Annotated in this window: 15 protein-coding genes; 3 read left to right on the plus strand and 12 right to left on the minus strand. The window is 43.2% G+C overall.

The features are described from left to right. Positions 1-578: 578 nt before the first annotated feature. The 8 genes from G3R49_RS19170 to aroA form a co-directional block, all read right to left on the minus strand. Positions 579-1,130: a DUF2058 domain-containing protein gene (locus G3R49_RS19170; RefSeq protein WP_130603021.1), complete on the minus strand. Its 552-nt coding sequence runs from the start codon at positions 1,128-1,130 to the stop codon at positions 579-581. A gap of 33 nt (positions 1,131-1,163) precedes the next feature. Further along, the gene (gene pyrF / locus G3R49_RS19175; RefSeq protein WP_167870726.1) at positions 1,164-1,862 is read right to left on the minus strand and encodes an orotidine-5'-phosphate decarboxylase; all 699 of its coding nucleotides are present in this window, start codon (positions 1,860-1,862) and stop codon (positions 1,164-1,166) included. Positions 1,863-1,881: 19 nt separating this feature from the next. Further along, a complete protein-coding gene (gene lapB / locus G3R49_RS19180; RefSeq protein WP_167870727.1) occupies positions 1,882-3,042 on the minus strand; it encodes a lipopolysaccharide assembly protein LapB in 1,161 nt (386 codons plus the stop codon). A gap of 1 nt (position 3,043) precedes the next feature. Next, entirely contained in the window at positions 3,044-3,328 is a 285-nt protein-coding gene (locus tag G3R49_RS19185) for a LapA family protein (protein WP_130603015.1), read from the minus strand. Between the two features lie 123 nt (positions 3,329-3,451). Further along, positions 3,452-3,739 carry an integration host factor subunit beta gene (gene ihfB / locus G3R49_RS19190; protein ID WP_130603013.1) on the minus strand — a complete coding sequence of 96 codons (288 nt, stop codon included), beginning with the start codon at positions 3,737-3,739 and terminating at the stop codon, positions 3,452-3,454. Between the two features lie 78 nt (positions 3,740-3,817). Beyond that, positions 3,818-5,485, minus strand: a complete 1,668-nt coding sequence (rpsA, locus tag G3R49_RS19195; protein WP_130603011.1) for a 30S ribosomal protein S1 — start codon at positions 5,483-5,485, stop codon at positions 3,818-3,820. Between the two features lie 104 nt (positions 5,486-5,589). Continuing rightward, the gene (cmk, locus tag G3R49_RS19200; protein ID WP_130603009.1) at positions 5,590-6,279 is read right to left on the minus strand and encodes a (d)CMP kinase; all 690 of its coding nucleotides are present in this window, start codon (positions 6,277-6,279) and stop codon (positions 5,590-5,592) included. 172 nt (positions 6,280-6,451) lie between these two features. Next, complete coding sequence (aroA, locus tag G3R49_RS19205; RefSeq protein WP_167870728.1) at positions 6,452-7,732, minus strand: 3-phosphoshikimate 1-carboxyvinyltransferase; 1,281 nt, start codon at positions 7,730-7,732, stop codon at positions 6,452-6,454. Positions 7,733-8,170: 438 nt separating this feature from the next. On the opposite strand from aroA, the gene G3R49_RS19210 reads away from it, so the two are divergent. Both G3R49_RS19210 and G3R49_RS19215 read left to right on the plus strand, forming a co-directional pair. Further along, positions 8,171-9,361, plus strand: coding sequence for an amino acid aminotransferase (locus G3R49_RS19210; RefSeq protein ID WP_167870729.1), 1,191 nt, complete (start codon positions 8,171-8,173; stop codon positions 9,359-9,361). Positions 9,362-9,674: 313 nt separating this feature from the next. Further along, positions 9,675-10,670 (plus strand): triacylglycerol lipase, encoded by a 996-nt coding sequence (locus tag G3R49_RS19215; RefSeq protein ID WP_167870730.1) that lies wholly within the window; start codon positions 9,675-9,677, stop codon positions 10,668-10,670. Positions 10,671-10,806: 136 nt separating this feature from the next. Here the strand turns inward: G3R49_RS19215 and rplT are convergent, their stop codons facing one another. The 4 genes from rplT to thrS form a co-directional block, all read right to left on the minus strand. Further along, positions 10,807-11,166: a 50S ribosomal protein L20 gene (gene rplT, locus G3R49_RS19220; protein ID WP_028775125.1), complete on the minus strand. Its 360-nt coding sequence runs from the start codon at positions 11,164-11,166 to the stop codon at positions 10,807-10,809. 18 nt (positions 11,167-11,184) lie between these two features. Continuing rightward, entirely contained in the window at positions 11,185-11,379 is a 195-nt protein-coding gene (gene rpmI / locus G3R49_RS19225; protein ID WP_055023949.1) for a 50S ribosomal protein L35, read from the minus strand. Positions 11,380-11,469: 90 nt separating this feature from the next. Then, entirely contained in the window at positions 11,470-12,012 is a 543-nt protein-coding gene (gene infC / locus G3R49_RS19230; RefSeq protein WP_130603001.1) for a translation initiation factor IF-3, read from the minus strand. A 3-nt stretch (positions 12,013-12,015) separates the two neighbouring features. After that, entirely contained in the window at positions 12,016-13,944 is a 1,929-nt protein-coding gene (gene thrS, locus G3R49_RS19235; RefSeq protein ID WP_130602999.1) for a threonine--tRNA ligase, read from the minus strand. A gap of 469 nt (positions 13,945-14,413) precedes the next feature. Between thrS and G3R49_RS19240 the strand changes: the two genes are divergently transcribed. Further along, positions 14,414-14,614, plus strand: coding sequence for a CPXCG motif-containing cysteine-rich protein (locus G3R49_RS19240; RefSeq protein ID WP_130602997.1), 201 nt, complete (start codon positions 14,414-14,416; stop codon positions 14,612-14,614). Positions 14,615-14,737: the final 123 nt, after the last annotated feature.

The raw sequence follows: 14,737 nt of genomic DNA on the forward strand, positions 1-14,737 counted from the left end.
CGACATATCGGGTTCGAACCGATGACCTAAACCTTGGCAAGGTTTCGCTCTACCAACTGAGCTAATGTCGCAATCAAATATTTATACTCTCTTGACTAGAGTCGTTAGCTTCAAAACTCACCTTGAAAAGGTTTCAACTTTCCACCTAACAACCGAGCTAATGTCGCTTCTTTCACTTCAAACGGTGCTAGCTAATCACCAGTGCCGCTTGAGTGAGATGAATTCTACGGATTTGAGTTAAAGTGTCAATCAACAAATCCAAATAAATGACATAATTATGACTGCTTGCTGCAATTGCGATCAAACTGAGTTATTAATCAGCGAAAGCAGCATAAATTATCAACTCATTTATTCACTTGTAAACAGCCTACGTGTAAACATGCCTACATCAACAACAGCTCTATTGCTTAACGCTATTTAGTTGATGCTCTTATCTAAGTTATCTAGAACCAAACAGAAAAATGCCACTTCATTAAAAAATGAAATGGCATTTGTGTTTTTAACGCAAAACAGAGTTGAATATTCAGTGCCAAGCTTCAACTGCTATCGGCAATGAATGGTAAAGCGAGACTAAGTATTTACCACATTAAATCGTCTGGAATTTCATAGCCTGCATACGGATCTTCTTCATCACTAACCTGCTCTGTTGCGCTATTGTCTTCAGCTTGCCATAAGTAACCACACCATTCTGGGACAAGCAGATTAACGCGCTCAGCCAGCTTATGCGGCACAAGGTAGCTTTTATCTTCATGTCTAACGATACCTAGAGTACCGTTAAGTAATTGCTTTTGAATTGCTTCATCGATATATAAGCTGTGGATCTTACTATCTAAAGTGAAGTTAAACTTAACCTCAGCATCAGTAGGAATAGCAACTGCACGGCGAGTGAACTCTGTGATCAAGCCTCGTACCAGGCCTTTTTCTGATGCCTTGGCAAAACGCTCTTCATTTAACGCTTTATCTTTTTCTGCTTGCGCAGCTTTTTGCTGGGCAATTTGCGCTTTTAACTCAGCGCTACCGTCATCAACTTTTGCTTTACGATTGCGACGCTTTTGCGTTTTCACATCGCGCACTTTCTGTTTACTTGCTAAACCAGCTTTTAATAACTGATCTTGTAATGCATTTGCCATGGTTCACCTACACATTGCATCTAAAATTAACACTTAAGCTTGTAGCGAGTTATAAATCGCCGTTAACGCCGCTAATGGGTCGTCTGCCTTAGTAATTGGTCGGCCGATAACCAAATAATCAGAGCCAGCGGCAATGGCTTTTTCAGGTGTCATCACCCGGTGTTGATCGCCAACGTCAGCGCCGACAGGGCGAATGCCTGGCGTGACTAATTGGAAATCTTCACCTAGCGTTTGCTTAAGTGTGCAGGCTTCTTGCGCCGAGCACACAACACCGTCTAAACCAGCTTCTTGAGTCAGCTTAGCTAAACGCATGACGTGCTCATTAGCTGGTACATCGATACCTAATAGTTTCAAATCGTCGTCAGACATTGAAGTCAGCACAGTTACAGCAATCAGGATTGGTGCTTTATCGCCGTACGGCTCTAATGCCTTTTTAGCTGCTTGCATCATTGCTAAGCCGCCACTTGCATGAACATTAGTCATCCACACGCCTAATTCAGCAGCGGCTTTAACAGCTTTAGCTACCGTGTTTGGAATGTCATGAAATTTAAGGTCTAAGAATAGATCAAAGCCACGGCTGTGGATCTGTTTTACAAACTCAGGGCCAAACAGAGTAAACATTTCCTTGCCAATTTTCAGGCGGCACATTTTCGGGTCTAACTGATCAATAAGTGCCAGTGCTTCATCTTGGTTATCATAGTCTAGGGCGACTACAATGGATTTATTCGACATAGGAAACCTCTTTTGTTACTTACTCACCGTCTAAGCCTTTAACCCGCTTGATACTGCCCCACTCTTTACAAGATGGACAATGCCAATATAAGCCGTGTGACGGAAAGCCACATGAATTACAGCGGAAACTCGGACGGAACTTAATCTGTTGCTCAACAAGTTGAGATAACATGGTCAAACTTTCTTTAGCCGCACCATCTTCAGCTTGTTGTATGTGTAATTTCATTAACTGTTGAAAACCACGCATTGTCGGATGTCTATAAAGGTTTTCTAACATGAGTGATTCGGCTTGGTTCAATAATCCTTGGTTGATTTTAAACTCGGCCAACGCCACTATCACGCTAGCACCTGCACCAGCTTCCATGGCTGAATTCAGCATGGTTTCGTAGCCTTGCTTATCACCTTTCTCCATCAGCAAAGACTTAGCAATACTGATTGCATCAACAAATAACTCGGCATCGGCCTCTATTAAGCTGTTGAGTGCGCGTACGCTTTCGGCGTGTTGATGGTTATCAAAGTAAATACCAGCAAGCGACAGCCAAGCTCGGCCACACTTATCATCAAGCTTGATCGCTTGAGTAAACAGTTTAAGTTTTTCACCGTGCTCGGTAGACTCATCAGCAAGCTGACAATAAAAATGTGCGGTAGTTTGCCTAAGGGTTTGCTGACGCTTTCGTGGCAAGCGTTTGGTGGTATTTATCGCCTTTTGCCACTCTTTAGTGATTTGATAAATGGAAATTAAATGGGTTTCCGCTTCTTCACTGTGTTCTTCTTGGCTCACCAAATTGGCAAAAATTTCTTCGGCGCGATCATAAAAGCCTGCCGCAAGGTAATCTTTGCCTAACTCCATCATGGCGATGTCACGCTGCTCGGTTGTTAAACTTGGGCGAGCAATTAAGTTTTGATGAATACGAATTGCGCGGTCGACTTCGCCGCGTTTACGAAATAGCGAGCCTAGCGATAAATGGGTATCAATCGTCTCATCATCAACGTCAAGCATGCTAATAAAAAGATCGACCGCTTTGTCAGACTCGTTCGACAACAGGAAATTTAGCCCAGTAAAATAATCTCGACTAAGCTTTTTAGATTTGTGGCTTTGACTCAAACGAATACTTCGTCGTCCCATATACCAGCCATAACCGGCAGCAATGGGTAAGAGTAGAAACAGCAGCTCCAGCATATTAGGCTGACTTTTCCTCTAACATTCGTTCGTTGTCTAGTTGTAGTTTTTCGATTTGTTTCTGCTTACTTCTTAGTGTTAACTTGAGGCGCACTAAATAGAAGGATGCAAATAGCCAACTAATGATGAACCCTAAAAAGAATACAACGGCTAATACGATAGGTAATCGATATTCACCCTCGGCAACAAAATAACTAATAGTGACGACTTGCTCGTTTCTCGCGCCAAAAATCAATGCTAATACAAAACACAATCCAACAATTACGATGGCAAAAAATGATCTCACTATCTGCTCCTTGCATGTGGGCCAATATCCTGATTATCCAAGAATTTGCGGCCTGTGACTAGCGTTGCTTAGCGTTAGATACAAAAAAGCCTCCAATCGGAGGCTTTTTTAGACAGATGCTAATTAATGGTTAACTGCATCTACACGTTCACGTAGTTCTTTACCCGGCTTAAAGTGTGGTACGTACTTACCTTCCAACTCAACTGAAGTACCAGTTTTTGGGTTACGGCCTGTACGCGGCGCACGATAGTGAAGTGAGAAACTACCAAAACCACGGATTTCAATGCGATCTCCGCCTTCTAATGTTGTTGCCATTTGCTCCAACATCTCTTTAATGGCATTTTCCACTTCTTTCGCCGACAGTTGCGACTGCCTGGTGGCGAGTTTTTCGATAAGTTCAGATTTTGTCATCCTAGCTATCCCCTATTATCAAGCCAAAACTCAGTCGCCTAATAGGGAGCGAACTCCCTATACAACAGACGAACGTGATTACTTGCGAGCTGCTTTGAATGCTTCAGCCATTGCGTTGCCGATTGAAGCATCTTCTTGCTTGTTCAGTGAAGCGATCGCTTCCTTCTGCTCAGCTTCGTCTTTCGCGCGGATAGACAGGCTGATAGAACGGTTCTTACGATCAACACCCATGAACTTAGCTTCAACTGCGTCGCCTACTGAGAATTCAGTAGAAGCATCTTCGATGCGCTCAGCAGAAATGTCAGCTACACGGATGTAACCTTCTACAGTTTCAGCAAGCTCAACAGTAACACCTTTAGCGTCAACTGCAGAAACTGTACCATTTACTATAGTACCTTTCTTCTTATCTGCTAAGTAAGCGTTGAATGGATCGTCTTCAGTTTGCTTAACGCCTAGAGAGATACGCTCACGCTCTGGGTCAACTGAAAGAACAACTGCGTGGATTTCGTCACCTTTCTTGTACTCAGATACAGCGTCTTCGCCAGTACCGTTCCAAGAAATGTCAGATAGGTGAACAAGACCATCGATGCCGCCGTCAAGACCGATGAAGATACCGAAGTCAGTGATAGACTTGATCTTACCTGAAACTTTGTCGCCCTTGTTGAACTTAGAAGCGAAGTCATCCCATGGGTTAGTCTTACATTGCTTAAGACCTAGAGAAATACGACGACGTTCTTCATCGATGTCTAGAACTAGAACTTCTACTTCGTCACCTAGGTTAACAACCTTAGATGGGTGGATGTTCTTGTTAGTCCAATCCATTTCAGAAACGTGAACAAGACCTTCAACGCCTTCTTCGATTTCAACGAAACAACCGTAGTCAGTTAGGTTAGTAACGCGACCAGTTAACTTAGTGTTTTCTGGGTAGCGCTTGCTGATTTCTAACCATGGATCTTCGCCTAGTTGCTTAAGACCTAGTGAAACACGAGTGCGCTCACGATCGTACTTAAGAACTTTAACGTTGATTTCGTCACCAACGTTTACGATTTCAGATGGGTGCTTAACGCGCTTCCAAGCCATATCAGTGATATGTAGAAGACCGTCAACGCCACCTAGGTCTACGAATGCACCGTAGTCAGTAAGGTTCTTAACGATACCTTTAACTGCTTGACCTTCTTGAAGGTTTTCAAGAAGAGCATCACGCTCTGCACTGCTTTCTGATTCGATAACAGCACGACGAGAAACAACAACGTTGTTACGCTTCTGGTCAAGTTTGATTACTTTGAATTCTAACTCTTTGTACTCTAGGTGAGCAGTGTCGCGAACTGGGCGAACGTCTACTAGAGAACCTGGTAAGAAGGCACGGATACCGTTTAATTCAACAGTGAAACCACCTTTAACTTTACCATTGATGACACCGATTACAGTTTCAGCATCTTCGTAAGCTTTTTCTAGAACAATCCAAGCTTCGTGGCGCTTAGCTTTCTCGCGAGATAGTTGAGTTTCACCAAAACCATCTTCAACAGAGTCAAGAGCTACGTCTACTTCGTCGCCAACTTGAATTTCAAGAACGCCTTGAGCGTTTTTGAATTCGTCAGCAGAGATAGGGCTTTCAGACTTAAGACCAGCGTCAACTAGTACCATACCGTTTTCGATAGCAACAACAGTACCACGTACGATAGAACCAGGGCGGAACTCAAGTTCGTTTAAAGATTGTTCAAATAAATCAGCAAAAGATTCAGTCATTTTTAAGTTACTTATGTAATAAACCACTATCCATCCTAGATGTGGAGTCGAGTAATATTATTCGAATTGTCCTTAATTCAAATACCAATCGCCAAGTAGTAGAACTACTCAGCGATTTTAGATTTGTTTACTTGCTCGAGTACTAACTCAAGCACACCTTCAATACCAATACCCGTTGTATCAATGGTAATGGCATCATCAGCTGGCACAAGAGGCGCAGCTGCGCGGTTCATATCACGTTCATCACGCTCAATAATTTCCGCTAAAAGGCGGTCGATTTTAACATCGAAGCCCTTGTCCTGCAACTGATTAAAGCGTCTTTGGGCACGCTCTTCAGCCGAGGCTGTTAGGAATAATTTAAGCGGTGCTTTTGGGAACACAACTGTGCCCATGTCACGACCGTCTGCGACTAAACCAGGCTCTGCACTAAATGCACGCTGGCGTCGTAATAAAGCTTCTCGCACGCGAGGTAAAGAAGCGACTTTTGAAGCGGCGTTAGATACTTCTTGAGTACGAATTGCATTGGTTACATCTTCGCCCTCTAATACCACCTTGCTACCCTCACCTTCTGATGAAGATACGAATTTCACGTCTAAATGTGCAGCTAGAAGCGTCAGGGCTTCTTCATTTTCTAGTTCAACATCATGATGAATAGCTGCTAGTGCTAACACACGATAAATGGCACCGCTGTCTAATAAATGCCAGCCTAAATGCTGTGCCAGTAATTGGCTAATCGTCCCTTTCCCTGCACCGCTTGGACCATCAACGGTGATAACTGGAGCTCGCTCAGACATATTTTCCTCCGAAATGTAACCATCTTCCATGAAAAGTAAAAAGGGTTAACCAGAAATTAGCGGCGGCATTGTATAACAATTCTGAGGTAAATACTGCGAATATTTTTAGTTTATTCGGTACGGTCTTCTTATCTAACAACAAGAAAACCGTACTGTTTTATATCTGTATCAACTACTTTGCGAGACGCGCAAACTGTGTGAAGTAATCAGGGAAGGTTTTTGATGTGCAATCTGGATCGTTAATGGTGATCCCACAATCGGCAAATGCGATAAGCGAGAAACACATTGCCATACGGTGATCATTGTATGTATCAATCGCCGCAGTGTTAATTGTCTCAGGTGGCGTGACGCTAATGTAGTCATGCCCTTCATCAACAATTGCACCTACTTTGCGTAATTCTGTCGCCATCGCAGCTAAACGATCTGTTTCTTTAATGCGCCAGTTGTAGATGTTAGTCATACGCGTCGTGCCTTTGGCGAACAAAGCCGCAGTTGCAATAGTCATCGCTGCATCAGGAATATGGTTCATGTCCATATCAATTGCGGTTAGGCTTGAGCGGCGCGCAATAATATAATCATCGCCCCACTCAATGTCAGCGCCCATTGCCGCCAAGGCATCGGCAAACTTTACGTCACCTTGAATGCTCTTTTTACCTACACCGGTAACTTTAACTTCACCGCCTTGAATGGCGCCCGCCGCTAAAAAGTACGATGCAGATGAGGCATCACCTTCAACTAGCACAGTGCCTGGCGATACATATTGCTGGCCAGATTTAATCTCAAAACGCTGATAATTATGGTTGATAACCTCGACACCAAACTGCGCCATTAACTTGATGGTGATATCAATATAAGGTTTAGATACCAGCTCGCCCGTAATATTGATATTAACGGTTTCACGGGTTAGCGGCGCGACCATGAGTAACGCGGTAAGGAACTGACTGGATAAATCACCGGCAATAGATACTTCGCCACCATTTAGGCCTGTTGCGTTAATGGTTAATGGTGGAAAGCCATCATTTTTTAAGTAAGTCACGTCGGCGCCAAGTTGACGAAGCGCATCCACTAAGTCGCCAATTGGGCGCTCTTCCATACGTGGCTCACCTGTTAGGGTGAACTCACCTTGTCCAAGAGTTAAAGCTGCGCAAAGTGGTCGCATTGCAGTGCCCGCGTTACCCAAAAATAGTGTTTGTGCTTCTGTAGCAGTCAATGCACCGCCATTGCCATCGATGTGACAAACCGTATTATTACTTTCCAACGAATAATTCACGCCAAGCTGCTTTAACGATGTCAGCATGTGCCTGATGTCATCTGAATCAAGTAGGTTAGTTAATGTTGTCCGCCCGCGAGCCAACGTTGCCAATAATAGTGCGCGGTTAGAAATACTCTTGGAGCCGGGAATGTTGATCTCGCCATTTATCTTATTAATTGGGTCTAAACGTAACTGCTTCATGACTTCTCTTTATAACTGGGTCGGTGTCGCCAACTTGCTTAATTGCTGTGCCAAAAGGCAAATGACGACATGCGATAGGATTACTAATCAAATTACGTCTGTAAATTATTTATGCCAGACAAACATGAAAACGGTAGGTGTTTATAACACTACTGATCGACGGCGATCTTGCAACCTTTATTTACCGTAAACAGTCGCTTTTAACGCCTAATTGAAAATAATTTAATTAAACGAGTATTTTCATACGTTTTGCAATTGCACCTTGCTCGGCAAGCTTATGTCACAGATACTTTCCAGGTGACAAATCAACGCCAATGTCAAAATTGTGAGTTTGCTCTAAATTCTCTTTATGAACAGCAGCTAGCAAGTTATCCTAAATCTACTAGTTAAATTGGGCCAGCGCGAAGCGATTAGCCCCATAAAATATAGGTAAAAGGAATGTTTAACGCACTTACCGCCCTACCCGCAGATCCGATTTTAGGTCTTTTAACCCAATACCGTAACGATAACCACCCACAAAAAATCGACTTAGGTGTGGGCGTATATAAAGACCCACAAGGCAACACTCCTATTTTGGATTGTGTAAAAAACGCCGAGCAGCTGCGCACCGATAGCGAAACCACGAAAGTGTATATCGGCCCTACCGGCTCTGAGCAATTTAACCAATTAATGTCTCAGTTAGCATTCGGCTCAGACCACAGTGCCTTGCTAGCCGACCGAGTTCGCACCGTATCGACGCCAGGGGGTACTGGTGCTCTTCGCGTAGCAGCCGAATTCATTAAACAGTGCAATCCAGACGCTACAATTTGGGTATCAGATCCTACGTGGGCAAACCACACAGGTTTATTTGAGGCAGCAGGTTTAACCGTTAAAACTTACCCATATTATGACTATGACAGCAAAACACTGAAGTTTGAGCAAATGACTAACGCGCTTAAACAAGTCAGTAAAGATGATGTAGTGTTACTCCATGCTTGCTGTCATAACCCAAGCGGTATGGATCTAACAAACGCTCAATGGGATGAAGTCATCGCGATTGCAACCCAACAAGGCTTTACTCCCCTAATAGACATGGCGTACCAAGGTTTTGGTGACGGTATAGATGACGACGCTTATGGCGTACGAAAAATGGCGCAGGCCGTTGAAAATATGATTCTCTGCTCGTCATGCTCGAAAAACTTTGGCTTATACCGCGAGCGCATTGGCGCTTGTACCTTAGTAGCGAGCAACACAGCTGTAGCAAATACCGCGTTTTCTGTACTGCTTTACGTTATTCGTTGCATTTATTCTATGCCGCCAGCACATGGTGCAGCGCTAGTTGAAACCATTTTAGGTACGCCAGCGCTTAAGCAACAATGGATTGATGAATTAACCGTGATGCGCGATCGCATTAATGGCAATCGTCAAATGCTAGTCGACAAGCTTATCGAAAATGGCGTTGACCATGACTTTAGCTTCATTGCTAAACAAAAAGGTATGTTCTCGTTCCTAGGTATTAATGCTGCGCAGGTCAAACAGCTTAAACAAGAGCACAGTATTTACATGGTTGACTCGAGCCGCATGAGTATCGCTGGCATTAGCGAGGCTAACGTCGACTACTTAGCAAAATCAATCAAAGCTGTGCTTTAATACCAATTTGCACAAGGACCAAGATAAATTAATAAAAAAGCGAAATGGCCACGGCTATTTCGCTTTTTTATTGCTGTTAGTTCATTGTTTATATGAAGGTTTTAGCTATAATTCTTTAATATCAATCAGGATAAAAAAGTGAGCAGAGATTACGCAGGTAAAATCGCTTAGAACAAGGCAGAAATTGCAGCAAGCTAGTTTTGTTCTACCTTCAAAATTTTTAACGAAGTTATATGCGATTTTAACCAGTAGGAATGTTCAAATACTTGTGCTGATTGGTAGAACGTATAGCAATACAAGGTAGCTAACATTGATGCGATTAACATTCATCTTTCCACTGCTTTTTGTCGTCAGCGCCACAACGGGCTGCTCAACACACTACCTCGCCGATACTTCTCCTATAACCCCAAGCAATAAAACCAACCCTAGTCTAAATGTAAGCATAGACAGCTTAAGCCCTTGCACTGACGGTTTAGATACCAGCTTAAAACTAGACCCAAACAAAAGCGTGACAATATTGGTCCACGGCTGTGATAGCTCAGCCGGGCGTTTTAGGCAACTCGCGCAGCTGTATGCTTTTCATGATCAGCAAGCTGTTTGTTATAACTATGATGATCGTAAAAGCTTAAAAGATGCAGCCGAGACGTTAGCGAAAGCAACTGATGAATTAGGCAGTAAGCTTAATAATCAAGACATTACGGTAGTAGGTCACAGTATGGGCGGCTTAGTTTCAAGAAGAGCGTTTGAACAAACACCAGCTCAACTTGACACCTCTCAAGAGATTGATCTGGTTACCGTATCAGCACCGATTGCGGGGATCCAAGCTGCCAATACCTGTGGTATTAAACCGCTTCATTGGCTCAGCCTCGGTGTAGTGCCTGGGATATGCTGGATAATTACTGGTGATAATTGGACTGAAATTACTGCTAATTCACCTTTTATTCAGCAACCTAGTGAATTGACGAGTAACGTAAATCGCTACGTGAAAATAGTTACCGATGAAACCAATACTTGTAGGCGTAAAAATGACAATGGAGTTTGTATTGAAAGTGACTATGTGTTTAATGTCAGCGAGCAGTATCACCCAGTGATTGATCAATACCCTCAACTGACTAACATTCAAGTGAATGCTGGCCATGTGGCGATTGTTGGCGATGATACCAATATCCCGCGCCAACTTATCTCAATTTTACAACAACAAGGCATTATGCCAACAACGCCTGAAGCACGCCAAGCTGCGTTCGAAAAGCTATTGACCGAAATTTACCTTGAACCAAATGTCACACAAACTATATACAGTGCACCTTAGCTGATTTCATTACCAATTAGTATCTACAGAGCATGCTAGTTAGTTCAGTAACCACACAAATCGGATACTTACTTCTTTAAACTACAGGCATAAAAAAAGGAACCCGAGGGCTCCTTTTTAAACACACAACAACTAATTACTTAGCTAGTGCTTCTTTTGCTTTTTCAACTAAAGTTGCGAAAACAACTTTGTCGAATACAGCGATGTCTGCCAAAATCTTACGATCGATTTCGATAGACGCCTTTTTCAGACCGTTGATGAAACGGCTGTAAGACAGACCATTTTGACGAGAAGCCGCATTGATACGTGCAATCCATAGTTGACGGAATTGACGTTTCTTTTGACGACGGTCACGGTAAGCATATTGACCAGCTTTAGTTACAGCTTGAACTGCAACGCGGTAAGTACGGCTACGAGCGCCATAATAACCTTTAGCTAACTTAAGTACTTTCTTGTGACGAGCACGAGCGGTTACACCACGCTTAACTCTAGGCATTTTTCTTTACTCCTCTAATTAAGCGTATGGTAGTTGACGTGCGATTGCAGGCACATCACTCTTAGCTACTAAACATTTAGCACGTAAGTGACGTTTACGCTTAGTGCTCTTCTTGGTCAAAATGTGACGTAAGTGTGCTTGTTTACGCTTGAAACCATTAGCGGTTTTTCTGAAGCGCTTTTGAACACCCTTGTCTGTTTTCATTTTAGGCATTGCTAAAACTCCGCATTGGGGGATTAATAAAACGTAAGGCGAGCGAAGTCCTCAAAAAGAGTCTTCGCTACTTTTAGTTAGGTTGCCCTACTATTTCTTTTTAGGTGCTAGCACCATAATTGCTTGTCGGCCTTCCATTTTCGGGAAAGACTCAACAACCGCGATTTCGGCCAGGTCGGCTTTAATACGGTTCAAAAGATCCATACCTAAGCTTTGATGAGCCATCTCGCGTCCACGGAAACGCAGCGTGATTTTCGCTTTGTCACCGTCTTCTAGAAAACGAGTCAGGTTGCGTAGTTTTACCTGATAGTCGTTTTCATCAGTACCAGGACGGAATTTAACTTCCTTAACCTGGACCTGTTTCTGCTTCTTCTTTTGTTCCTTTAGTGCTTTTGCTTTATCAAAAAGGAACTTACCGTAGTCCATTATGCGACAGACTGGAGGCTCTGCATTAGGGCTGATTTCAACTAGGTCTACACCTGCTTCGTCAGCTGCGTTTTGAGCTTCTCTGATACTAACAATACCAATGGACTCACCATCTAGACCTGTAAGGCGTACTTCAGGTACGTCAGTGATTTCTTCATTGATGCGATTAGGGGCTTGCTGTCGCCCTGCTGTTCTTTTGATCTTTATGACCTATTCCTCCAACAATTTGAGACTACGGAGCGAAATTTGTTGACGAATCATGGTAGCGAAGTCTTCAAACTTCATCTTACCTAAGTCGACACCGTCACGTGTACGCACCGCAACTTCCTTATTTTCCATTTCTTGATCACCAACGACCAATAAATAAGGCACACGTCTAAGAGTGTGTTCGCGTATTTTAAAGCCTATCTTCTCATTCCTCAAGTCCGAAGATGCACGAATACCTTGTTCTTTGAAGAATTTAACAACTTCATCAACATAATCTGACTGTTTATCGGTAATATTCATAACAACTGCTTGCTGAGGAGCAAGCCAAGTTGGGAATTTACCGGCATATTCTTCAATCAAAATACCGATGAAACGCTCTAACGAACCTAAAATAGCGCGGTGGATCATAACTGGTGTGTGACGCTCGCCGTCTTCACCAATGTAACTTGCACCTAAACGACCTGGCATAGAGAAGTCTAATTGGATCGTACCGCACTGCCAGTCACGACCTAAGCAGTCATGCAATGTAAATTCGATTTTAGGACCGTAGAATGCACCTTCGCCTTCTTGGATTTCATATTTAAGGCCATTAGCACTTAATGCATCCGCAAGGGCTTGCTCAGACTTGTCCCAAACTTCATCGCTACCGACACGCTGCTCTGGGCGAGTTGAAAGCTTGATATCAATCTCTTCAAAACCAAAGGTTCTGTAGGTATCGAACACCATTTCAATACAAGAGCTTACTTCTTGTTGAATTTGCTCTTCCGTACAGAATACGTGGGCATCGTCTTGCGTGAATGAACGCACTCGCATTAAACCATGCAGCGAACCTGATGGCTCATTACGGTGAACTAGACCAAACTCAGCCATGCGGTATGGTAAGTCACGGTATGACTTAAGACCCTGGTTGAAGATCTGTAAGTGACCTGGGCAGTTCATTGGCTTAACAGCGTAAGTGCGCTTTTCAGATTCAGTTGAGAAAATCATGTCACCGTACTTATCCCAGTGACCAGACTTTTCCCACATACCGACATCAAGAATAAGCGGTGCACGTACTTCTTCGTAGCCATACTTGTCTAACTGACCGCGCATAAATGATTCAAGATCTTTAAATAAGCTCCAGCCATTTGCATGCCAGAACACCATACCCGGTGCTTCTTCTTGCCAGTGGAATAAGTCTAACGCTTTACCAATTTTACGGTGATCGCGTTTTGCGGCTTCTTCTAAGCGGGTTAAGTGTGCTTTTAACTGTTTCTTGTCTGCCCAAGCAGTACCATAGATACGCTGGAGCATTTTATTATCAGAGTTACCGCGCCAGTATGCACCGGCCACACTCATTAACTTAAAGTGGTGACAGAACTTCATGTTTGGCACGTGCGGGCCACGACACATGTCTGTGTATTCTTCGTGGTGATAAAGCGCTGGCGTTGAATCCTTGCTGATGTTTTCATCAAGAATCGCCATTTTGTACTCTTCACCGCGCGCTTCAAATGTATCACGCGCTTCTTGCCAAGAAACAACGCGCTTTTCTACTGCGTAGTTGGTTTTGGCAAGTTGCATCATACGCTTTTCTAACGCATCAATGTCTTCTTGGGTCAACTTGTGGTCTAGGTCAACGTCATAGTAAAAGCCGTTATCAATCACTGGACCAATAGCCATTTTGGTTTCTGGCCAAAGTTGTTTGATAGCGTGACCTAATAAATGCGCACACGAGTGACGAAGGATTTCAACACCCTCTTCGTCTTTAGCCGTGATGATCGACAACTCTGAATCTTGGTCAATAATGTCACATGCATCTTTTAATTCACCGTTTACACGGCCAGCGATACACGCTTTTGCTAAGCCAGGACCAATGTCCGCAGCGACTTCTAAAGTTGAAACAGGGTTGGCAAACTCGCGTTTGCTGCCATCAGGCAAGGTAATAATAGGCATGAAAATTCCTTATCCAGTGGTGACCCACACGTAGGGCCACATGGTTAGTTAATTAATTCGTAAGTTAGAACCGCCAATCAAGGTAAAACTTTACAATTGTTTTACTCATTTGACTGAGGAAACAGGCATTCTAATTGAAATACAAAGTCTGGCGCAACACACGGATGCAACAAAGTTTACGATTTCAACAATCTGTTGCATAGATTGAAGGCTGTTGCATGGATTTAAAGTATAACGGATGCGATCACGACGAATTCGTAAAATTTGTGTTCAACGCTTAAAGACAAGCATCAAAGCCTTTGAACTGACTTTTTACAATAAAAGAATAACTTGCGACTGAGCTTTTTCCACAGTGTATTTTGCGTTGAATATGCTTGACCACAATAAGGTCAAAATCATGCCATCGCGTGATTTTAACACTCCATTTTCGCACTATATTTAATGTGAGGGTGTTTAAGCGAGGTAAGCTATGAGATTAATCAACAAAGTGATTAGTTGCCCCCACTGTGGGCACCACCAGCATATCAACATAGATACGAGTCTTGGCGATCAAGAGTATTACGACGATTGTCGTGTTTGCTGTAACCCAATCCATATGCGAATGCATATAGATGAAGCACAAAATCGTGTTGAGCTATTTATAGACTCAGATGACGAGCAGGTTTACTAACTAAAACCTGCTCTACTCTGCGCGAGGGCTCAAGCAGCTAATTGTCCAAAATGGCAAGTTCAATCAGCTACAAACTAAATCTACTACGAGCTTCTTGTTTGCGTTTAGAGCATTAGGGTTAGC

It is taken from the genome of Shewanella sp. WXL01 (assembly GCF_012263345.1).
GTDB lineage: Bacteria > Pseudomonadota > Gammaproteobacteria > Enterobacterales > Shewanellaceae > Shewanella > Shewanella maritima.

Bases quoted from the DNA above. Each gene is read 5' to 3' on its own strand.
- cmk (WP_130603009.1), bottom strand. From the start codon at position 6,279: ATGTCTGAGCGAGCTCCAGTTATCACCGTTGATGGTCCAAGCGGTGCA.
- aroA (WP_167870728.1), bottom strand. From the start codon at position 7,732: ATGAAGCAGTTACGTTTAGACCCAATTAATAAGATAAATGGCGAGATC.
- rpsA (WP_130603011.1), bottom strand. From the start codon at position 5,485: ATGACTGAATCTTTTGCTGATTTATTTGAACAATCTTTAAACGAACTT.
- G3R49_RS19170 (WP_130603021.1), bottom strand. From the start codon at position 1,130: ATGGCAAATGCATTACAAGATCAGTTATTAAAAGCTGGTTTAGCAAGT.
- lapB (WP_167870727.1), bottom strand. From the start codon at position 3,042: ATGCTGGAGCTGCTGTTTCTACTCTTACCCATTGCTGCCGGTTATGGC.
- rplT (WP_028775125.1), bottom strand. From the start codon at position 11,166: ATGCCTAGAGTTAAGCGTGGTGTAACCGCTCGTGCTCGTCACAAGAAA.
- pyrF (WP_167870726.1), bottom strand. From the start codon at position 1,862: ATGTCGAATAAATCCATTGTAGTCGCCCTAGACTATGATAACCAAGAT.
- thrS (WP_130602999.1), bottom strand. From the start codon at position 13,944: ATGCCTATTATTACCTTGCCTGATGGCAGCAAACGCGAGTTTGCCAAC.
- rpmI (WP_055023949.1), bottom strand. From the start codon at position 11,379: ATGCCTAAAATGAAAACAGACAAGGGTGTTCAAAAGCGCTTCAGAAAA.
- G3R49_RS19215 (WP_167870730.1), top strand. From the start codon at position 9,675: ATGCGATTAACATTCATCTTTCCACTGCTTTTTGTCGTCAGCGCCACA.
- ihfB (WP_130603013.1), bottom strand. From the start codon at position 3,739: ATGACAAAATCTGAACTTATCGAAAAACTCGCCACCAGGCAGTCGCAA.
- G3R49_RS19210 (WP_167870729.1), top strand. From the start codon at position 8,171: ATGTTTAACGCACTTACCGCCCTACCCGCAGATCCGATTTTAGGTCTT.
- G3R49_RS19240 (WP_130602997.1), top strand. From the start codon at position 14,414: ATGAGATTAATCAACAAAGTGATTAGTTGCCCCCACTGTGGGCACCAC.